Source organism: Streptomyces griseoaurantiacus (genome assembly GCF_036189845.1).
Taxonomy (GTDB): Bacteria; Actinomycetota; Actinomycetes; order Streptomycetales; family Streptomycetaceae; genus Streptomyces; species Streptomyces griseoaurantiacus.
The window spans coordinates 4009658-4029995 of sequence record NZ_CP108326.1; the positions used below are offsets into that span (position 1 = coordinate 4009658).

Annotated in this window: 16 protein-coding genes and 1 pseudogene; 6 read left to right on the plus strand and 11 right to left on the minus strand. The window is 74.0% G+C overall.

The window, feature by feature from the left end; genetic code table 11:
• Window positions 1–26: 26 nt before the first annotated feature.
• On the minus strand, window positions 27–1817 hold the full coding sequence (locus OHB09_RS17905; RefSeq protein ID WP_176945131.1) for a S9 family peptidase: 1791 nt from the start codon (window positions 1815–1817) through the stop codon (window positions 27–29).
• Between the two features lie 459 nt (window positions 1818–2276).
• The gene (locus tag OHB09_RS17910; RefSeq protein WP_328923033.1) at window positions 2277–4196 is read right to left on the minus strand and encodes an NAD-binding protein; all 1920 of its coding nucleotides are present in this window, start codon (window positions 4194–4196) and stop codon (window positions 2277–2279) included.
• Window positions 4197–4397: 201 nt separating this feature from the next.
• Here OHB09_RS17910 and OHB09_RS17915 point away from each other — a divergent pair, with 201 nt between their 5' ends.
• On the plus strand, window positions 4398–4607 hold the full coding sequence (locus OHB09_RS17915; RefSeq protein WP_006141984.1) for a twin-arginine translocase TatA/TatE family subunit: 210 nt from the start codon (window positions 4398–4400) through the stop codon (window positions 4605–4607).
• A gap of 659 nt (window positions 4608–5266) precedes the next feature.
• Here the strand turns inward: OHB09_RS17915 and OHB09_RS17920 are convergent.
• Window positions 5267–6886, minus strand: coding sequence for an ATP-binding cassette domain-containing protein (locus tag OHB09_RS17920; RefSeq protein ID WP_328922243.1), 1620 nt, complete (start codon window positions 6884–6886; stop codon window positions 5267–5269).
• Window positions 6887–7091: 205 nt separating this feature from the next.
• Here OHB09_RS17920 and OHB09_RS17925 point away from each other — a divergent pair, with 205 nt between their 5' ends.
• The 3 genes from OHB09_RS17925 to OHB09_RS17935 are packed head-to-tail and all read left to right on the plus strand — an operon-like array spanning window position 7092 to window position 9710.
• Window positions 7092–8006, plus strand: a complete 915-nt coding sequence (locus OHB09_RS17925) for an NADP-dependent oxidoreductase (protein ID WP_006141986.1) — start codon at window positions 7092–7094, stop codon at window positions 8004–8006.
• Between the two features lie 45 nt (window positions 8007–8051).
• On the plus strand, window positions 8052–9149 hold the full coding sequence (locus OHB09_RS17930) for an alkene reductase (RefSeq protein ID WP_006141987.1): 1098 nt from the start codon (window positions 8052–8054) through the stop codon (window positions 9147–9149).
• Window positions 9150–9158: 9 nt separating this feature from the next.
• Window positions 9159–9710: a MarR family winged helix-turn-helix transcriptional regulator gene (locus OHB09_RS17935; protein WP_093596920.1), complete on the plus strand. Its 552-nt coding sequence runs from the start codon at window positions 9159–9161 to the stop codon at window positions 9708–9710.
• A 217-nt stretch (window positions 9711–9927) separates the two neighbouring features.
• Here the strand turns inward: OHB09_RS17935 and OHB09_RS17940 are convergent.
• The 3 genes and pseudogenes from OHB09_RS17940 to OHB09_RS17950 all read right to left on the minus strand — a co-directional run.
• Window positions 9928–10491, minus strand: a pseudogene (locus OHB09_RS17940) (ATP-binding cassette domain-containing protein); the annotation flags it as partial.
• A 6-nt stretch (window positions 10492–10497) separates the two neighbouring features.
• A complete protein-coding gene (locus OHB09_RS17945) occupies window positions 10498–11907 on the minus strand; it encodes an FtsX-like permease family protein (RefSeq protein ID WP_191852472.1) in 1410 nt (469 codons plus the stop codon).
• 122 nt (window positions 11908–12029) lie between these two features.
• The gene (locus OHB09_RS17950; RefSeq protein WP_328922244.1) at window positions 12030–13364 is read right to left on the minus strand and encodes an ABC transporter permease; all 1335 of its coding nucleotides are present in this window, start codon (window positions 13362–13364) and stop codon (window positions 12030–12032) included.
• Between the two features lie 270 nt (window positions 13365–13634).
• Here OHB09_RS17950 and OHB09_RS17955 point away from each other — a divergent pair, with 270 nt between their 5' ends.
• Both OHB09_RS17955 and OHB09_RS17960 read left to right on the plus strand, forming a co-directional pair.
• Window positions 13635–14297 (plus strand): response regulator transcription factor, encoded by a 663-nt coding sequence (locus tag OHB09_RS17955; protein WP_040896140.1) that lies wholly within the window; start codon window positions 13635–13637, stop codon window positions 14295–14297.
• Entirely contained in the window at window positions 14288–15622 is a 1335-nt protein-coding gene (locus OHB09_RS17960) for a sensor histidine kinase (protein WP_328922245.1), read from the plus strand. The genes OHB09_RS17955 and OHB09_RS17960 overlap by 10 nt, the downstream gene beginning before the upstream one ends.
• Before the next feature lie 42 nt (window positions 15623–15664).
• On the opposite strand, the gene OHB09_RS17965 is transcribed toward OHB09_RS17960, so the two are convergent.
• The 5 genes from OHB09_RS17965 to OHB09_RS17985 form a co-directional block, all read right to left on the minus strand.
• Entirely contained in the window at window positions 15665–16171 is a 507-nt protein-coding gene (locus OHB09_RS17965; protein WP_234525798.1) for an HIT family protein, read from the minus strand.
• Between the two features lie 62 nt (window positions 16172–16233).
• Window positions 16234–17535, minus strand: a complete 1302-nt coding sequence (locus OHB09_RS17970) for an ABC transporter permease (protein ID WP_328922246.1) — start codon at window positions 17533–17535, stop codon at window positions 16234–16236.
• A complete protein-coding gene (locus OHB09_RS17975) occupies window positions 17532–18290 on the minus strand; it encodes an ABC transporter ATP-binding protein (RefSeq protein ID WP_006141996.1) in 759 nt (252 codons plus the stop codon). Before OHB09_RS17975 ends, OHB09_RS17970 begins: the two co-directional genes overlap by 4 nt.
• Window positions 18287–19576: a hypothetical protein gene (locus tag OHB09_RS17980; RefSeq protein WP_191852575.1), complete on the minus strand. Its 1290-nt coding sequence runs from the start codon at window positions 19574–19576 to the stop codon at window positions 18287–18289. The genes OHB09_RS17975 and OHB09_RS17980 overlap by 4 nt, the downstream gene beginning before the upstream one ends.
• A 71-nt stretch (window positions 19577–19647) precedes the next feature.
• Window positions 19648–20310, minus strand: a complete 663-nt coding sequence (locus tag OHB09_RS17985) for a hypothetical protein (RefSeq protein WP_167793874.1) — start codon at window positions 20308–20310, stop codon at window positions 19648–19650.
• Window positions 20311–20338: the final 28 nt, after the last annotated feature.

A 20338-nucleotide genomic window follows, 5' to 3' on the forward strand; every position in this document is an offset into this window, starting at 1 on the left:
CGCCCCCGGGGGGACGGGGGGTCCGCTCAGACGGTGGCGCCGAGGTGCCGCTCCGCGAACTCCAGCTCCAGCCGCACCTGCTTGATCCGCTCGTCGACGACGAGGGACCCGTGCCCGGCGTCGTACCGGTACACCTCGTGGACGGCGCCGCGGGCGGCGAGCCGGTCCACGTAGTTCTCGATCTGCCGGATGGGGCAGCGCGGGTCGTTGACGCCCGCCGAGATGTACACCGGCGCCTTCACCGCGTCCACGTACGTCAGCGGCGAGGACGCCTCGAAACGCTCCGGGACCTCCTCCGGGGTGCCGCCGAGGAGCGTGCGGTCCATCGCCTTCAGCGCCTCCATCTCGTCGTGGTACGCCGTGACGTAGTCCGCGACCGGCACCGCCGCGATGCCCACCGTCCACAGCTCCGGCTGGACGCCGAGGCCGAGGAGGGTGAGGTAGCCGCCCCAGGAGCCGCCGGTGAGCACCATCCGCGAGGGGTCGGCGAGGCCGGAGGAGACGGCCCATTCGCGGACCGCCGCGATGTCCTCCAGCTCGATCAGGCCGACGCGGTGCCTGAGCGCGTCGGTCCACTCGCGGCCGTAGCCGGTGGAGCCCCGGTAGTTGACCCGGACGACCGCGTACCCGTGGTCGACCCAGGCGGCGGGCGCGGCCGCGAAGGCGTCGCTGTCGTGCCAGGTGGGGCCGCCGTGGATGTCGAAGACGGTGGGCAGCGGACCGCTCGCCCCGGCCGGCTTCTGCACCAGGGCGTGGACCCGGCCGCCGGGACCCTCCACCCACACGTCCTCCACCGGCACCGAGGCCGGCGCCTTCATCCCGGGCGGGTCGAGCACGACACGGCCCGTCGTGGACCGCACGGCCGGCGGCTCGGCGGCCGAGGACCACAGGTACTCGACGCTGCCGTCGGGCCGGGCGGTCGCGCCGGAGACGGTGCCCGGCGGGGTCGACAGCTCGGTCAGGGTGCGGTCGGCGAAGGTGTAGCGGAACAGCTCGCTGCGGGCCTCGAAGCTGTGCGAGACGAGCAGTGCGGAGCCGTCCGGGTACCACTCGGCGGCCACGTCGCCGGGCAGCTCCAGCGCGAGGTCGGTCTCCTCACCGGTGGCGACGTCCCACACCAGCGGCTCCCAGCGGCCCCGGCGCTGGTGCCCGATGAGCAGCCGGGTGTCGCCCTCGACGGGGGCGAAGCCGAGGACCTCCAGGCCCAGTTCGACGGTGCCGCCCTCGGTGTCGTCGAGTTCGGCGACCGTGCCGCCGTCCAGGCGCAGCACGCGCAGCGCCGAGTGCATGGCGTCCCCGTGCTCGGTGTGCTCGATCGCGAGCAGGGTGCCGTCGTGCGAGAGGTCGCCGACGCCGGCGGACTCGCGGTGCCGGTAGATCTCGACGGGCTCCTCACCGGCCCGGGCGAGGTGCAGGGTGGTGCCGTCCTCGTCGGTGGACCGCCCTACGACGGCGGTCCGCCCGTCCCGCCCGAGCGCGAGCCCGGCCGGATAGGAGGCCGCGAGCCCGGGCGCGGCCTCCTCGTCGGCGCCCTCGGACGCCTTCCCCGCGAAGGGCTGCCGCCGCCAGACGCCGAACTCGTCGCCGTCCGTGTCGTCGAACCACCAGATCCACTCGCCGTCGGGCGACAGCACCCCGTCCGTGGTGCCGTTCGGCCGGTCGGTCACCTGCCGCTGCTCACCCGTGGACCGGTCCCACGCGTACAGCTCGTACGTACCCGTCGCGTTCGACACGAACAGCGCCCGGTTCGGCGCGTCCTCCGCCCAGTCCGGCAACGAAACCCGCGCCGCCCGAAACCGCATCTCCCACGCGACCATCCCGCCACTCTCACTCATGGGTACATCTTGCCGCGCCGAGCAGGCCACGAGGCCCGGCAAGGGCGCGCGAAGGCGACCGAAGCCGCCCGAGGGACGCGGGGCTGTGTCCGTCCTGCGGCTCCGCCGCGCGGGCGCGAGGGCGACCGAAGCCGCCCCGTGGGGCGCGGGGCTGTGTCCGTCCTGCGGCTCCGCCGCGCGGGCGCGAGGGCGACCGAAGCCGCCCAAGGGGCGCGGGGAACTGCGCGACCAGCCACACCCCACCCGCACTCGCCCACGAACCCGCACCCCACCCCGTGAGGTGCCCGGGGTCCAAGGGGCAGCGCCCCTTGAAGGGACGGGAAGGGTAGGGGCGGCGGGGGCGAAAAAATCCCCACCCCGCACCCGCACCCCACTCACCCCACCCCGCACCCGCACCCGCACCCCACTCACCCCCCCCCGCGTATCCGACGCACCCCGGGGTCAAGGGGACGAAGTCCCCGCAGGCCCCCTCCCCAGCAGCTCCGCCAACCCCCGCCGCGTCGCCGCCAGCACCACCCGATCCCCCGCCCCCAGCACGTAGGACGACGGCAACCCCCACACCGCCCCACCCCCCGAGGACTCCGCCGCCCGCCCCAGCACCCGCCACTTCCCCGCCGCGAACGCCTCCCCGACCGTCCGCCCCTCCAGCCGCGGATGCCCCGCCACCTCGACCGCCGCGAACAGCAGCACCCGCCGCTCCACCGGCAGCGCCCCGAGGATCTGCCGCCCCCACATCGCCGCCGCGAACGCCGGCGCCGCGAGGTGCGACACGCTGCGGCTGCGCGTGAGCGCCCGCGGGTACGCCGCCCGCAGTGTCCGGTACACCGCCGTGGCGAAGTCGTCGTCGTACAGCCGCAGCACGACCCGCAGGTCGGGCCGCACGGCACGCGCGTACAGCGCGGCCTCCAGGTTGGTGGTGTCGATGCTGGTCAGCGCGAGCAGGGTGCGCGCCCGGTGGATCTTGGCCGATTCCAGGACCCCCTCGTGCGTGACGTCCCCGAGCACCACCGGCACCCGCAGCCGCCGCGCGACCGCGAGGCCGCGCGCGTCGGGGTCCTCCTCGACGCACACGACCGGGATGCGCAGCTCCCGCAGCCGCACCAGCACCCGTGTGCCGATCTTGCCGAGGCCGAGCAGCACGATGTGCCCGGACAGGCCGCGCGGCGGCCTGCGCAGCGCGGAGTTGGTGCGGAAGGTGCCGAGCGCCTCCAGGACCGCCGCGAGCAGCACGGGCAGGAGCAGCAGTCCGACGAACCCGGAGAGCAGTTGCAGGATCTGCCGCCCGGCGGGCTCGCCCACCGCCGGGTCGTCGATGGCGAACAGGTCGAGGAGCGTGAGGTAGGTGGCCCGCAGCGGATCGGTGTCGGTCACGCAGAGCTGCGCCACCGCGAGCGCGACGACGCAGGCCACCAGGCCGACGAAGGACCACCGCAGCCGCCGCGACAGCAGCAGCGCGAACGGCACCATGCTGCGCCCGGCCTGCTGCCGGGGCCCGGTGTACGACACGGTCTCCAGGACGACGGTGCCGCGTCCTGTGGCCGCCGCGACGGCCTCCTCGTCGGGCAGGAGCCGGGGTCCGCGTTCCCCGCTCTCCTCGGAGCCGTCGCTGCCCGCCGGGTCGCTGCTGGTCGCGGAGAGGAGCGCGAGGGTGAACAGCCCGGGGTCGGCGACCTGTCCGGGGCCGGGCGGGTCCCGCTCGACGGCGCGCAGCATCAGCCCCTCCGCCTGGATGACCTTGGTGGTGCCGACGGCGGCGGTGGCGGCCAGCGCGGGCGCGGCGGTGTCGGCGTCCGAGAGCACGGTCGTCGAGGCGTCGACGGCGGCGGGATCGTCGCCCTCGGCGCCGTCCGCGCCGAGGAGGGCGAGGGCCGCCGCCTGGTCGAGCAGTTCCTCGATGTGCTGCCCGAGCCGGCGGTTGTACAGGCGGAGTACGAGCCGCAGGCGGGGGTTGAGGCGCCGGGCGGTGAGCGCGGCGCGGATGTTGGTCTCGTCGTCGTCGTAGACGAGGGCGAGTGCGGCGGCCCGTTCGACGCCCGCCTCGGCGAGCACGGTCTCCGAGGCCTCGGTGGCCTCCAGCACCCGTACCGAGCCGGCGTCGTGCGCGAAGGGCGCGCGGGGCCCCTGACCGCCCCGGCCGCCCTCGCCACCGGGGTTCGCGCCGGAACCGCCGCCGCTGTTCGCCGCCCGGGTCACGGCCGCGGAGACCCGGTCGAGGAGCGCCGCTCCGCGCGGCCGTCCCACGACCGGCTGGCGGGCCAGTCGCCGGGCGGTCGGGACGACGAGGGTGACCTGTTCCCGGTAGACGTCCCGCAGTTCGGCGGCGAGCCGGTGCGCCAGCCCGTCGTCCCCGCACACCACCATGTGCGCGCCACCCACACCCGATCCCGTCCCGTAGGCCCCGCCGCCGCTCGCCACGAGGGAGAAGACTGCCGCAGCCCGGCGCCCGGTTCCAGTGGGCCCCGCCCCGGCCGGGCCGCCCTTGCCGTCGGCCGCCGCGTCGGCGAGACTCGACGGGACCGGCCGGAGGCGGCCGGCGGACGGCGCAACGGAACGGGAGCCGCGATGTTCGGCCTGAGCGAGCTGGTCGTGATCCTCCTGGTGGTGATCGCCGTCCTCGCCGTCAGGAAACTCCCGGGCCTGACGCGTTCGGCCGGGCAGGCGAAGAGGATCTTCACCCGCGAGTCCACGGCCCTCCGCGACGAGGACCCGAAGGACGGCACCCCCAGAACCATCCCCGGCACGGTCGTCGACCGCGAGGAGCCCAAGGCCTGACCTCCGCTCCCGCTGCGCCGAGCGGGCCGGTCGGGGCCACGTGCGCTCGACGCGGCCGTGCCGCACCGCGTACGCCGCCGGGCCTCCCCGCTCGACGGCCCGGTGGATCGCGTCACCTCAGCAGGCCGCGCTCAGCAGGGTCCGCTCGCAGTGGGGGGCAGTGGCCGGGTTGCGGGGCGCGGTAGGCGCGGTCGCAGTGGTCGCAGTTCCGGAGGGGCCAGACGGTGGGCGGCGGCACGTCGACGGCACGCGGGTCGGCCTCGGCGAGCGGGGGGACGGCGGGCGACGGGAGCCGCGACGGAGGCTGCGCCGGGGGGAGTCGAGGCGCGGGCGTGGACGCCTCCGGTGCGCCGGGTGCCGTCCCGCGCCGCGCCCGGCCCCGGGGCGGCTTCGAAGGGCCCTCCGGATCGGGCGATCCGGCGCCCCCGGGAACGTCGTGGAAGTACGTCCGTGTACGGATCCGGCCCCCGGCCAGCCGCCGGCCCCACCGGTGAACGCACGCCGGGCGCCCGCCCCGCAGACGAGCACGGGCCCACCGGAACCTCGCTGAGACGAGATCGTGTGGGCAGAACTCCCGGCGGCCCCGTGGCAGAGGGGCCGAGTGGTCCGGACGGGCCGGGTGGACCGGGCGGACCGTCCGGACCGGGTGGTCCGGACCGTTATCGCTTCCGGGCCACCCGGCCCTCGTCCCACACCGGCTTCGGCGTCTCGCGGACGCGACCGTCCGCGCCGAACAGCAGGTAGCGGTCGAAGCCCTTCGCGAACCAGCGGTCGTGCGTGACCGCGAGCACCGTGCCCTCGTAGGCGCTCAGGCCCGCCTGGAGGGCCTCCGCGCTCTCCAGGTCGAGGTTGTCCGTGGGCTCGTCGAGGAACAGCGCGGTGGTGCCGCGCAGTTCGAGGAGCAGGATCTGGAACCGGGCCTGCTGGCCCCCGGACAGCCGGTCGAAGGGCTGCTCGCCCTGCGTGCTCAGCTCGTAGCGCCGCAGCGCGGACATCGCCCCGCCGCGGTCGAGCGCGTGCTCCTTCCACAGGATGTCGAGCAGCGTGCGGCCGTTCAGTTCCGGGTGGGCGTGGGTCTGCGCGAAGTGCCCCGGAACGACGCGCGCCCCCAGCGTCCACTCCCCGGAGTGCTCGACGGGCTCGCCCGCCAGCAACCGCAGGAAGTGCGACTTTCCGGAGCCGTTGGAGCCGAGCACGGCCACCCTCTCGCCGTAGAAGACCTCCAGGTCGAACGGTTTCATCAGGCCGGTCAGGAGGAGTTGACGGCAGGTGAGCGCGCGCACCCCGGTGCGGCCGCCGCCGAGCCGCATGGTGATCTTCTGCGGCCGTGGCGGCTGCGGCGGGGGCCCGGCCTCCTCGAACTTCCGCAGCCGGGTCTGCGCCGCCTGGTAGCGGGAGGCCATCCCGTCGCTGCGCATGGCGTACTGCCGCAGGTCCAGGACGAGTTGCCTGAGCTGGGCGTGCTTCTCGTCCCAGCGCCTGCGCAGCTCGTCGAACCGCTCGAACCGGTGCTCGCGGGCCTCGTGGTACGTCGCGAAGCCCCCGCCGTGCACCCAGACGTCGCTGCCGCCGGGCGCCGGCTCCACGCTGACGATCTTCTGTGCGCAGCGGGCGAGCAGTTCGCGGTCGTGGCTGACGAAGAGCACGGTCTTGGTGGTCTCCAGCAGCCGCTCCTCCAGCCGGCGCTTGGCGGGGACGTCGAGGTAGTTGTCCGGCTCGTCGAGGAGCAGCACCTGGTCGGGGCCGCGCAGCAGGACCTCCAGGCAGAGCTGCTTCTGCTCGCCGCCCGACAGGGTGTTCACCTGGCGCCATTGCGCCCGTTCGTAGGGGACGCCGAGCGCGGCGGTGGTGCACCTGTCCCATAGGTTCTCCGCCTCGTAGCCACCCGCCTCGCCCCAGTCGCTCAGCGCCTGCGCGTAGGCGAGCTGCGCGGCCTCGTCGTCCTGCTCCATGAGCCGGAGCTCCGCCGCGTCGACGGCGGCCGCGGCCTTGCGCACGCGTTCCTGGGAGACGGCGAGCAGCAGGTCCCGCACCGACATGTCGTCCGTGACGGACCCGATGAACTGCGGCATCACGCCGAGTCCGCCGCTGACGGTGACGGTGCCGCCGTGCGGCTTGAGGTCGCCGGCGATCAGTCGCTGCAGCGTCGTCTTTCCCGCGCCGTTCGCTCCGACGAGGGCGACGACGGAACCCTCGGCGACCTTGAAGGAGACGTCACCGAACAGGATGCGCCCGTCGGGGAGGTAGTACTCCAGGTGCGCTGCTTCCACGTGGCCCATGAGCCGTGGAGCCTACGCGTCGGCCTCGTCGGGGCGCATCGAGATTTATTACTTGGCTAGCCACATATCTGGTGCTACTTTTAGGTGGTCGGCCACATAAACGGGTCGGCCGGACCGGCTCCGCAGGAGCGATCCGTTGTCCGCGACGAGCGACCGCACGTCGTACGCACGTCGCAGGAACGTCGCAGGAACGAGGAGAACAGACATGAAGGCCATCGTCTTCGACCGGTTCGGCGGCACCGAGGTCCTCCACGAGGCGGAGGTCCCCACCCCCGAGCCGGGTCCGGGCCAGGTGCGCGTGCGCGTCCACGCCCTCGGCGTCAACCCGGTGGACGGCAAGATCCGCTCCGGGGCCATGGAGGCCGTCTTCCCGACGACGCTCCCGGCGATCCCCGGCGGCGAGATCGCCGGCGTGGTCGACGCGCTCGGCGAGGGCGTCGAGGACCTGCGGGTCGGCGACGAGGTGCTCGGCTGGTCCGACACCGGCTCCTACGCCGAGTACGCCCTGGCCACCCCCGACCACCTCGCCCCCAAACCCGCCGGACTCGACTGGGAGCACGCGGTCACCCTGCCGGTCGCGAGTGACGGCGCCGAGCGCGTCCTCGACGTCCTCGGCGTCGAGAAGGGCGAGACCGTGCTGATGCACGGCGCGGCCGGCGCCATGGGCACCCTCGCCGTGCAGCTCGCCACCGCCCGCGGGGCCCGCGTCATCGGCACCGCCGGACCGGCCAACCAGGAGTACCTGACCGGCCTCGGCGCCATCGCGACGACGTACGGCGAAGGGCTCGTCGAACGGGTGCGCGCGCTCGCCCCCGAGGGCGTGGACGCCGTCTTCGACCTCGCGGGCAAGGGCGCCCTGGAGGACTCCCTCACCCTGCGCGGCGGCCCCGACCGCGTCGTCACCACCGCCGACTTCCGCGCCGAGCAGTTCGGCGTCCACTTCGAGTCGGGCCCGCAGCGCAGGTCGGGCACCCGGCTGGCCGAACTGGCCCGGCAGGCCGCCGCCGGCACGCTCGTCACGACGGTCGGCACCAGCCTCCCGCTGTCCCGCGCTGCCGAGGCCCACCGGATCAGCGACGCGGGCCACGGCCGCGGAAAGCTCGTCCTCACGGTCGCCTGAACCCCCTCTCACCACTGGCTCCACCACTCTTCGAGGAGAACCCCCATGCCCGAGAACACCGCGGCGACCGACGCCCTGCCCGCCCTGTGGTCCCCGGTGACCGTCGGCGCGCTCACCCTGCCGCACCGGCTGGCGATGGCCCCGATGACCCGGGACCGCTCCACCCCCGAGGGCGTCCCGACCGAACTGAACGCCGAGTACTACGTCCAGCGGGCCTCGCACGCGCTCGTCATCACGGAGGGCACCCAGCCCTCCGCCGACGGACAGGGCTACCTGCTCACCCCCGGCCTCCACAGCGAGGAGCAGGTGGCCGGCTGGCGCAAGGTGGCCGACGCGGTGCACGCGGAAGGCGGCCGGCTCGTCGTCCAGCTCATGCACACCGGCCGCATCGCGCACCCCGACAACACCCCGCACGGCCGCCGGCCCGTGGCACCCTCCGCGGTCCGCCCCGCCGGCACCATGTTCACCCTCACGGGCCCGCAGGAGATGCCCGAGCCGAGGGCGCTGACCACCGACGAAGTGGCCGCCACCGTCGAGGACTTCCGGCGGGCCGCCGCCAACGCCAGGGCCGCCGGCGCCGACGCCGTGGAGATCCACGGCGCCAACGGCTACCTCGTCCACCAGTTCCTCGCGGACAACAGCAACCGGCGCGAGGACCGGTACGGCGGCTCCCTCGAGAACCGCGTCCGCTTCGCCGTCGAGGTCGCCACGGCGGTGGCCGAGGAGATCGGCGCCGACCGCACCGGCATCCGCATCTCGCCCGGCAACCCGTACAACGACATCGCCGAGTCCGACACGGCCGCGCTCTACCCCGCCCTGGTCCGCGCCCTGGCCCCGCTGAACCTGGCCTACCTGCACCTCCTCCACGGCGGGAACGAGGAACTGCTCGACACCCTGCGCGGACTGTGGCCGACCGCCCTGCTCCTCAACCGGGCCGGCGCCGACCTCGCGGACCGCGCCGCCGACATCGCCTCCGGCCGCGCCGACGTGATCACCGTGGGCGCCCTGGCCCTCGCCAACCCGGACCTGCCCGAGCGGGTACGCTCCGGAGCGCCGCTGAACACCCCCGACCCGGCGACGTTCTACGGCGGTGACGCGAAGGGGTACACCGACTACCCCGCCCTTTCCACCCCGTCGGTCTGAGGAGGAGCGATGACGGACCCTGCCCCGGCCGACCGGGAATGCCCCGGCGCCGCCCGCGAAGGCCGGCTGAGCTTCACGATCTTCGAGCTCGCCCGCGCCCATCGGGGCAGGGCGGCCGCCATGCTCCGCGAGATGCGTCTGCACCCCGGTCAGGAACTGCTGCTCATGCAGCTCTTCGACCGGGACGGGCAGACCCAGACCGAACTCCTCGAGTGCGTCGGCCTGGACCACTCCACCGTCTCCAAGTCCGTCAGCCGCATGCAGGAGGCCGGCCTCGTCATCCGGCGGCCGTCCCCGCACGACCGCCGCGCCATGACCGTCCACCTCACCGAGGAGGGCCGGGCCCTGGAGGCGCCCATCACCGCGATGTGGCGCACGCTGGAGGAGTCCTCGGTGAAGCTGCTGACCGCCGAGGAGATCGAGACGTTCATCACCCTCGCCCGGAAGATCGAGGCGTCGGTGGAGGGGTCGGCCGCTGCGTCCCCGGCGACGTCGGCGGCGAGGTCGGCCGCGTCTCCGGCGGCGTCCGCGGCGAGGTCGGCTGCGTCTTCCGGCTCCTGACGGGCCGGCCGGTACCCGGGGCCCCGGTCCCGGCGGTGTCGGCACGCCGCTCGGTGAGCCGCCCCCGGCGCAGGGTGAGGACCCGGTCCGAGCGGGCGGCCAGGTGCGCGGAGTGGGTGACGACGACCACGCACTTGCCCTGCTCGTGCGCCAGCTCGCGGAAGATCTCGACGATGCCCCCGGCAGTGTCCTCGTCCAGGTTTCCGGTGGGCTCGTCGGCGAAGAGCAGATCGACCTCGCAGGCGAGGGCCCGGGCGATGGCGACCCGCTGCTGCTGCCCGCCGGACAGCCGCCGCACATTGCGGGTGGCCTCCGCCCGGTCCAGACCGAGCGAGTCGAGCAGCCGCAGCGCGTGCGCCCGGCGGCCGCCCGACGGGGGAGTGGTGCCGGTGATCTCCATGGCGGTCGTCACGTTCTGCAGGGCCGTCATGTAGGTGAGCAGGTTGTACTGCTGGAAGATCGTCGCCGCGTGCCTGTTGCGGTAGCGGCCGAGGCCCAGCTCGGTGAGATCCCGCCCCTCGAAGCTGACGGTCCCCCTGGTGGGGTTCTCCAGGCCGCTGGCCAGAGCGAGCAGCGTCGTCTTCCCGCTGCCCGAGGGGCCCAGCACCGTGTAGAAGGTGCCGCGCTCGAAGTCCTGGTCGATGCCCTTGAGGACCGTGGTCCTGCGGCGGCCGTCGGAGTACGTGTGGCTGACGTCCGCGAGACGCAGCACGGGCGGAGCGGGGGCGGGCGCGGGCGTGCTCGGGGGCGTCGGGGAGGGTGGGGGAGTGGCGCTGGTCATGGCGGGTCACTGGCCCTTCGTGAGAATGGAACGGGGGCTGAGGCGCAGCACGGCGGAGGCCGGCAGGGCGGTGGCGAGCAGACCGATGCCGAGGCCGAGGACGCCCACGGTGGTGAGTTCGGCGGCGTCGAGCCGCACGGTGATCCGGTCGATGGGGTCCGCGTTCTCGACCGGCTCGTCCTCCCGGTCGACTCCCTCGCCGAGCCCGGTGCTGCCGGGGGGCGGGGCCTGCCAGGAGTCGAGCCTGTGCTTGGCCGCCGCGGCCTCCCTGCCGAGCAGCGACTGACCGGCGCTCTGGGTCAGCGCCGGGGCGCACAGCGCGCTCACCCCGAGCGCGAGGGCCGCGAGCACGAGGATCTCCAGGGCCTGCTGGGCGATCAGCCTCCCCTTGCGCTCGCCCATCGCCAGCAGCACCCCGTACTCCGGGCGACGCTGCTTGACGGCCAGGTTGACCAGGAGGGCGAGCACGGCCGCGCCCGCCAGGCCCATCAGCCACATGGCGACGGTGGCCGTGGAACGGATGCTCCGCAGGGGCCCCGTCATCTGCCGGACCGCCTTGTCGTTGGTGTCCAGGCCGAACCCGTCGAGCTGCGCCCCCGCGAGCTTCCTGGCCCCGCTCTCGAACGCGGCCTCGTCGTCGGCGTCCCGCAGGAGGAAGGACGCGCCGCCCACACGCAGGGGCGCCTTCCCGTGGCCGTTCTGCGGGTCGAGGGCCGAGAGGCCGCCCACCGTGCCGTACAGCATGTCGGCAGGGCTGACGCCGTACTCGGGCTCGGGCTCGGAGCGGGGGCGGGGGTCGCGGTAGACGCCGGCCACGGTGAACTCGGCCGTGGTCTTCTCGTCGTTGCCGGTCAAGGGCAGACGGTCGCCCACCCGGAGACGGTTCTTCCGGGCCAGCCGCTCCTCGATCAGCACACGTTTCTTGTTCTTGTCGGCGGCCGTGAGGTGCGCGCCCGACAGCAGGGTGAACCTGCCGCTGCGGAAGTCGGGCAGCAGGGAGGAATCCAGCACGCCGACGCTCGCGGTGCCGCCGGGACCCATGCCGTTCGCGTCGTTCCCGGAGCCCGAGGCGCCGGTCCCGACCAGCTTGTACCGGCCCTTGAGGAGGGCGCGGTCCCACATCGAGTACGTGTACCTCCGCACCTGGGGCAGTGCGCCGAGGGCGTCGACGGTCGCGGCGTCGATGCGCGGCGCCTGCAACCCGCCCGCCGTGTTCGTCGTCGCGCCGAGATCGACGTCGAGCCGTACCTCGGCGCCCACGGAACGTCTGGCGGACCGCTCGGCCCGGGCCGTGGCGTCGTTGATCAGGATGCCGGCCAGCACCATCACGGAGATGACGAGGAAGGCCGCGAGAGTGAGCAGGGTACGGCCCCTGCGGGCCCACAGGCTGAGCCCTGCGCGCTTGACGAAGTTCATGGTCGCTGTCGGCTCTCCGCGTGTGTGTCGGTGTGTGTCGGTGTGTGTCGGTGGATGAGGGGGTGGCTGTGCCGGGGCCGGTGTGCTGCCCTACGCCGCCGGATCCGGGGCGGGGGCGGGGTCTAGGCGGCGTCGAGGAGGAGGGATCGGGGGTGCAGGCGGAGGACGCCGATGCCCGGGACGACGGTCGCGACCAGGGAGATCCCCAGCGCGATGCCGGCCACCCTGCCGAGGTCGGCCGGTCCGACCCGCACGGTCGGCGCAGCGAGGGGGGTGTCCGGCGCCCCGGCGGCGACGGTCCCGCTGCCGCTGCCGCTGCCGCTGCCGCTGCCGCTGCTACTGCTACTGCTACTGCGGCTGTCGGCATCGCCGTCGCCGTGGTGGTCGAGGAAGGCATCGCCCACGCGCTGTCCGCCCAGCGCGCCGGCCAGCGCCGCGAGCGCCAGGGCGGGCAGCGCCACCGCTGCGACCTCGACGACGTGCTGACCGAGGAGCTTCCACTTCTTCTCCCCCAGGGCCAGCAGCACCCCGAACTCGCCGCGCCGCTCCCGGACCTGCAGCGTCACGAGCAGGCTCAGGATCAACGCCCCCGCCAGCGCGATGACGTGGACGACCAGATCCGCGAAGGCGCCGACCCGCTGGATCGGGCGGACCTGGTCCCGGTACGCCTTGTCGTTGACCGTGAACCTCAGGCCGCCCCCGCCGAGCACACGCGCGGCCTCGGTGTGCAGCCGCTCGGCCCGGTCCGGCGAGCCGATCCGGTACACGGCCCGGTCGACCCTCGCCGGGCCGGTGCCGAGCCGCCGTGCCGTCGCCATCGGCACGTACAGCAGATTGCCCGGCAGCATGTGCGACGGCATCGGGCGCGCCGGATCCCGCGTCGGGTCCCGGAAGACGCCGACGATCCTCGACACCGCCGAGCGCCGGCCGTCCGCCGAGCGCAACCGGAGGGTGTCGCCCACCGCGAGACCGTTCCGCTCGGCCAGCCGCCGCTCGATCACGGCGACGTGCGCGCCCGCGTCCCCGGGCCCGATGCCGCGCCCGGACGTGATCCTCGTCGAGCCGTACGAGAACGGCAGCAGCAGACCGAGGTCACGAACCCCGTGCACCTCCAGCGCACCGCGCTCCCGCCGCCCGCCGCCGCCCGCTCCGGGTCCCCCCGAGGTCAGCGGTGTGAAGCCGCGCGGCACGGCGCGCACGGGAAGCTCCGCCGTGTAGCGGTGGACCAGGCCGGGGACGTCGAGCCGGTCCGCGAGGTCCGCGGTCAGGCCCTTGCGACCGACGGTCACGTCGACGCCCACGGCCCGCTGGGCATCGGCCTCCTGCCGGGCGGCGGCACCCCGCAGGAGGAAGCCGCCGAGCAACAGGGCGCAGATCACGACGAAGACCCCGAGCAGGGCGGCCGTCCGGGACCTTCTGCCACTGAGACTCAGCCCGGCGCGTTTGACGAAGTTCATGCCGACGACCGAAGCAGCCCGCTGTTTGCACGCCGATAAGCGTGTTGCACCCGCGTAAGAACCGGCCGAGGGGCGACCCGTCGAGGACCGGCCGAGGGGCGACCCGTCGAGGACCGGCCGAGGGGCGACCCGTCGAGGACCGGCCGAAGAGCCGGCCGAAGAATCGGCCGGGCGGGCGGCCGAGGAATCGGCCGTAGGAACGGCCGGCGGACGGCTGAACGTCCCGAAGTCCTTATCCCGTTGCGAACACCCGCCTGCTCTGATGACGGCATGAGAGTGCTGGTAGCCGAGGACCACCGCGTGCTCGCCCGGACCATCGCCACCGGCCTGCGCCGCCGGGCGATGGCCGTCGACATCGCCCGGACGGGCGAGGAGGCCGAGCGGATGTGCCTGCACACCGCCTACGACGTGCTCGTCCTCGACCGCGACCTCCCGGTGCTGAGCGGCGACGAGGTGTGCAGACGGCTGCGGCGACGCGAGGATCCGCCGCGCATCCTGATGGTGACCGCGGCCGGCGGCCTCACCGACAAGGTCTACGGCCTCGAGGCCCTCGGCGCGGACGACTACCTGGCCAAACCCTTCGATTTCACCGAACTCGTCGCCCGGGTGCGTACGTTGAGCCGCCGCGCCCCCAAACCGCCCGTCGTCCTGCTGCGCCGCGGACCCCTCACCCTGGACGCCGCCCGCCGCGAGGCGTCCCTGGACGGCAGGCCGCTCGAACTCACCCCGAAGGAGTTCGCGGTCCTGCACCTGCTGCTCGCCGCCGACGGCGCGCCCGTGCACCACGACGCACTGGTCCGCACCGTCTGGGACGAGAACCTCGACCCCCGCACCAGCGCGGTCCGCGCGACCGTCAGCCGCCTGCGCGGCAAGCTCGGCGATCCCGGCCTGATCGTCGCCGACAAGGGCGAGGGATACCGACTGTGCGATTGAACCCGCGCGCCGCGCTGCGCCGACTGCCCTTCCGCACCCGCCTGGCCGCGGCCATCTCCACCCTCTTCCTGGCCGCCGGCATCGCCCTGCTCGCCTTCGTGGTGCTGCTCGCCCGCCACGGAACCGACGAGCGGGTGCAGGGGATGGCGCTCGCCCGCACGGAGCAGCACCCCACCACCGACACCGACACCGGCCGCCATACCGACGCCGACCGCTCCACCGACCTCGCCCCCGTGAACCCCGGCACCGCCCGCCCGGACGGGACCACGTCCCGCCCGGACCTCGCCGCTTCCGGAACCGCTTCCGGAACCGCTTCCGGAACCGCTTCCGGGACAACTTCGGGAAGCGGTCCCCGCCCGGGCCCCGCCGCTTCCGAGCCGACCGGAGCCGCCGAGATCTGGCGGATCGACCGGACCGTGCGGGCCGTCCAGGACACCGCGCTGCGCCAGATGGTGCTCTGGTCCGTCGTGGGCCTTTTCGTGATGGCCGTACTCGCCGGACTCCTCGGCTGGTGGCTCGCCGGACGGGCCCTGCGCCCCGTCGTCTCCATGACCGAGGCCGCCCGCCGGATCAGCGAGGAGAACCTGCACCAACGCCTCGCACTCGACGGTCCCCCCGACGAACTGCACCGGCTCGCCGACACGTTCGACACCATGCTCGACCGCCTGGAGAAGTCCTTCGAAAGCCGGCGCCGTTTCGTCGCCAACGCCTCCCACGAGCTCAAGACCCCCCTGGCGGTGCAGCGCACCAGTCTCCAGGTCGGCCTCGCCGACCCGCTCCCGGCCGGCCTCGCCGAGGTCCGCGACGACCTCCTCGACGTCAACCGGGAGGCCGAACAGCTCATCGACGCGCTCCTCCTCCTGGCCCGAGCCGACCGCGGCGTCACCCGCACCGAACACGTGGACCTCGCCGCCACCGCCCGCGAGGCCACCACCGCCCTCGCCCCCCAGGCCGCCCGGCGCGGCATCCGCCTCGTCCTCGCCGCCGACACGCCCCTGCCCGTCCCCGGCGACCCCGTCCTGCTCAGCCACCTCCTGAGGAACCTGCTGCACAACGCCGTCCAGTACAACCACCCCGACGGGCACGTCCACGTCCACGTGGACACCCGCACCGTGACCGTCACCAACACGGGCCCCGACATACCCCCCGACCGGATCCCCGACCTCTTCGAACCCTTCCAACGCCTCGGCCCGTCCCGCACCGCCACCACCGGCCACGGCCTGGGCCTCTCCATAGCCCACTCCATAGCCGAGGCCCACCACGCCACCCTCACCGCCCACCCCGGCCCCGAAGGCGGCCTCACGGTGACGCTGCGCTTCCCCTGAGGGCGGGCCCGCGCGTCCGCGCGTGCGATCACGCGAGTTCCTTCACCCGAGCCTGGGGATCCGCTCCGGTCGGGTGCCCGTCCGGAGCCGGTCCAGTTCGCTGCCGATCGCTGCCCGCAGCACGTCGTGCCGCGGGCCGAGCGCGAACCGTTCGTCGGTCCACCGCGTTCGCGGGTGGAGCCACACCGGCTTCCCCCGCACCTCGGCCGGTTCCCAGGCGTACCGGGGCCAGACGTGGGCGTGCAGGAACGGGTCGGTATTGCCGAGGATCTCCAAGTTGACCCGCCGGAAGGCAGGGTCGAGGCGTTGGCAGACGTGCTCCACGGCTTCGCCGAGCCGGTCCATGTCGGACAGGAACGACAGCCGTTTCCCCCTCGGCAGGTCCGACAACCGCCGCACGTGGGGCTCGTCCACGAGCAGGACCGAGTAACCCGGCAGGAACTGCACGTCCCCGATGACCGCGAAGCCCGCCGTCAGCCGGCGCAGCACCGTCGGGTTCTCGCCCCGCAGTGCCGCCCCGATCCGGTCCGTGCGCCAGTCGGTGGGCATGGGGGGAACCTACCGTGCGGGGCGGCCCCTCTTCGGGTGCGCTTCCCCGTCGTGTGGCCCCGTCACACGGTGGCCAGGGCCTCGGTGGGAGGGAGGCGGGCGGCGCGCAGGGCCGGGTAGACGCCCGCGAGCACGCCGACCAGCACGGCTCCCACGAGGCTGCCGCCGGCCGCGGGCAGCGGGAGGGTCAGGGGCCAGCCCCGACAGGCGGCGTACAGCGCGTTGGCCGCGCTCCCCAGCAGCACGCCGGCCAGTCCGCCGAGGCTGGACAGGGCGACGGACTCGGCGAGGAACTGGCTGCGGATGTGACCCCGAGCGGCCCCCAGGGCCCGGCGCAGGCCGATCTCACGGCGGCGTTCGAGCACGGAGATCACCATGGTGTTGGCCACGCCGATGCCGCCGACGAGCAGGGCGACACCGGCCAGCCCGATGAACAGGCCGGAGAACGCGGTCTCGGTGGAGCGTTTCGCCGCGAGGGCGTCCGAGGGCCGGGTCACCCTGACGGTGTCGGGGCTCGCCGGCGCGATGGTCGCGGGCAGGACGGAGTACACGTCCTCGATCTCCGACTCCTCCGCCTGGATGTAGAGCTGGGTCGGGCGGCCGTCGAAGCCGAGGATCTTCCGCGCGCTGTCCCAGCCGATCAGCACCGAGGAGTCGATGGACGGGGCCAGCGGGGCGCCGTGCAGGATGCCGACGACGCTGAACCACCGGTTGTCGACGAGGATCTGCGGGGGCGGCGCGCCCGGCGTGAGGTCCTGGAACCCGAGGTCCGCCGCGGCGGCCGCGCCGAGGACGGCGGTGGGGAACCGGCCCGTCGCCGCCGTCAGGTAGTGCCCGGAGCGCACCCGGGTGTTGACGACCTGGAGGAGGTTGGGCTGGGCCGCCTGGACGGAGAGCGCGACCGAACTCCCGGAGTGGTCGCGGTCGGACCGACGGACCTTGACGTGCACGTTGCCCACCATGGTGACGGCCTTCACCGGGGCGATGCGGTCGACCATCGCGGCGGCCTCCTTCGGGAAGGAGGCCGTCTCCCCCTTCTGGGCGAACCTGTTGTCGGCGACGGCCTGCAGCCGGTCGGTGCCCAGCGCGGTCAGTTCCCTGTCGAGGGCGCGCTGACTGGACGCGGGGATACCGGTGACCAGGATCATGGTGGCGATGCCGAGGGAGATGCCGAGCGCCGACAGCACCGCGCGCATGCGGCGGCTGCGGATCCCGACCAGGCCGAGCAGCAGCAGGTCGGTGAGGGACAGCCGCACCGGCCGCTGCCAGGACGGGGACGAGGACGGGGACGGGGACGGGACCCGGGAGGGCGACGGGGGCGAGGCCGTGGCGGGCGACGGGGGCGGGGGCGGGGAGTCGCTCATGGGGCCGTCGTCCTCCGCGGAGCGGGGCGTGGGTGCGGGCGTCGCAGCTGGAGCGTGGGTTCGAGGACGTCGGCCGACCCGGTGACGGAGTCACCGACGATCCGGCCGTCCAGGATCTCCACCCGGCGCGGCAGCCGCTCCGCGATCCCGTGGTCGTGCGTGATGAGCGCGATGGTCGTGCCCTCCTGGTTGAGCTGGGTCAACAGGTCCAGTACGAGCCGCCCGTTTGCCGTGTCGAGGGCTCCCGTGGGCTCGTCGGCGAGGACGAGCAGCGGCCGGTGGACCAGCGCGCGGGCCAGGGCGACGCGTTGGCGTTCGCCACCGGAGAGCTGAGCCGGCCGGTGTTCCGCCCGATGGGCGAGCCCGACCCGTTCCAGCGCCCGCAGGGCCATCGGACGGCGGTCGCGCCGCGGAACGCCCGCGTACAGCAGGCCGGTGGCGACGTTGTCGGTGGCGGTGAGCCCGTCGGACAAGTGGAAGTGCTGGAAGACGAAGCCGAGTTGCCGTCCCCGCAGGGACGACAGCCGCCGGTCGGACAGCCCGGCGACGTCGTGCCCGGCGATCTCCACGACACCGGCCGTCGGCCGGGCCAGCGTGCCCATGATGTGCAGCAGGGTGGACTTGCCCGAGCCCGACGGCCCGACGATGGCGAGGAGTTCGCCCTCGTGGATGGTGAGCGAGACGCCGTCGAGGCCCTTCACCCCGCCGGGATACTCCACGCGGACGTCCTTGACCGACAGCACCGGCGGCGTCATGACGCGACCACCACCCGGGCGCCCTCGGCGAGTCCCGCCCCGCTGACCTCGACCTGCCCCTTGGCGAACAGCCCGGTGGTCACCGCGATGAGCCTGCCCCTGGACAGCTGCACGCCGTAGCCGCCCTCGCGCAGCGCCAGCAACGCCGTGACCGGGACCGCGAGCACGTGCCGACGGGTCTCACCGACGAACTCCACCTGCACCGGCCCCGCGTCGAACCTCTTCACCTTCGACGCGTCCTCGAACGTCACCAGGACGTCGACCTTGGGAGCGGAGTCGTCACCCTCCGCCTCCGCGGCGGTGGAGACGGAGGCGACCCGGCCCGCGGCGGTGGAGTCGTCCGGGAGGTGGACGGTGACGTGCTGGTCGCGCGCGATGCCGCCGGCGTCACCCGCCTCCACCGGCACGGTCACGGCCTTGCCCGTCGCGGTCGCCTTGAGCAGCTCCCCGTCCGCCGGATCCCCGACCTGCGCCTGCAGGCTCTCCACCCGCATCGGCCCGGTGAGAACGACCACGTCGTGCGGGTCGACGACGCCGGTGGCCGGGGCCCCGATGGCGGTCTGCCACCGCTTGACCGCGTTGATCAGGTCCGTGGTGAGCACCGCGTCGCCCTGCTCGACCCTGACGGGGGCGGACACCGGCGCCGCGGGAGCGGACTGCCCGGCGGACGCGGTCCCCTCCGTGGACGCGGTCCCCCCTGCGGATCCGTTCCTCCCTTCGGGCGAGGGCTTCCCGTCCGGCGCGTCGTTCCGCCCGGCGGTGTTCTTCTCCGGCCGACCCGCCGGCTGGTCCTCCGACCCCGCCCCCGACCCCGATCGCGGCCCCGGCTCCGCCGGCATCGGGACGACCGTCCGCCCCGGTGCCGGCTGGGGGCCGATGGCGTACCCGAGGGCCAGGAGGTTGTCGGCGAGGACACGGACGTCCCGGCCGACCGTGTTGACGGCACGGAGCGTGCGGTACAGCGGGAGATCGCCGTACAGCACGGGCACGGGACGGTCGTCTACCCGGTAGAGCGTCTTCCCCCGGGTGACCGTCGTGCCACTGGACGGCAGCCAGGTGATCCGGCCCTCGCCGCCGCCCCGTACGGTCGTCGCCGCACCGTGCCCGAGGGTCCCCTCCAGCGTGCGGCTGTTGCTGAGGTCGGTGCGGATCACGCGCGCGGTGCGCGCGGACGGATCCGACGCCGCGGTCCTCGTGCCGCTCCCGTCGCCGAAGCCGCCACCGCTCAGCGCCACCGCGGCCGAGCCGGCCACGAGCAGCGCCGCGACGGCCGCCCCGGTCGCCATCCGGATCCGCCGGCGCCGTCCGGGAGGGCCGTCCACCCGGTCGGGACGGTCCCCTCCCCGGTGCCCCACCCTCACCACTTGTAGGACTCCACATAGCACTTGTCGCGGACCTTGTGCCTGGCCTCGTCGTCGTGCGCGAGCTTTGGGGCGACCTTCCCCCACGTCCAGAACTCGTCGTCCCAGTCGCCGCTGACCTCGATGCCGTGACTGTTCAGGCAGGCCATCAACGCCTTGGTCTGCTCGGCGTAGTGCGGGTTGGTGTCCTTGTCCAGGAGCGGGTCCGGGTAGGGCTCCTTGTCCGCACAGGCGCGATAGGCCGCGGCCGGCTCCCGCGACTCGTCGTTCTTGATGAGTTTCTGGCCGGTCCTGGGCTTCTTCACCATCTGCACGCCGTGCGACTCGAGGCAGTCCATCCAGGCGCCGTCGATGGCCGCCATCTCGTCGTTCGACGCCGTCATGGGGATCATGACGCCCTTCTTCCCGCCTTTTCCGTTCCCCGCGCCCCCGGCCCGGGACCCACCCGATCCGCCCGAGGTCTTCCCCGCCCCGCCCTCGCCCTTCGGCGTCTTCACGGAGGCGACCCCCTGGTCCTTTCCGTCCTTTCCGCCGTAGCCGGACTCCTGCGAGGAACAGGCCGCGAGCAGCGCGCAGCACGCGGCGGCCACCACGAGACGGGGCAGGCGGGACGTACGAGAGGGGCCGGGCGCCGTACGGCGCGTCATCCATGGGTTCATGCCGGGCAGTCTGGTGAGCCCGCATCAG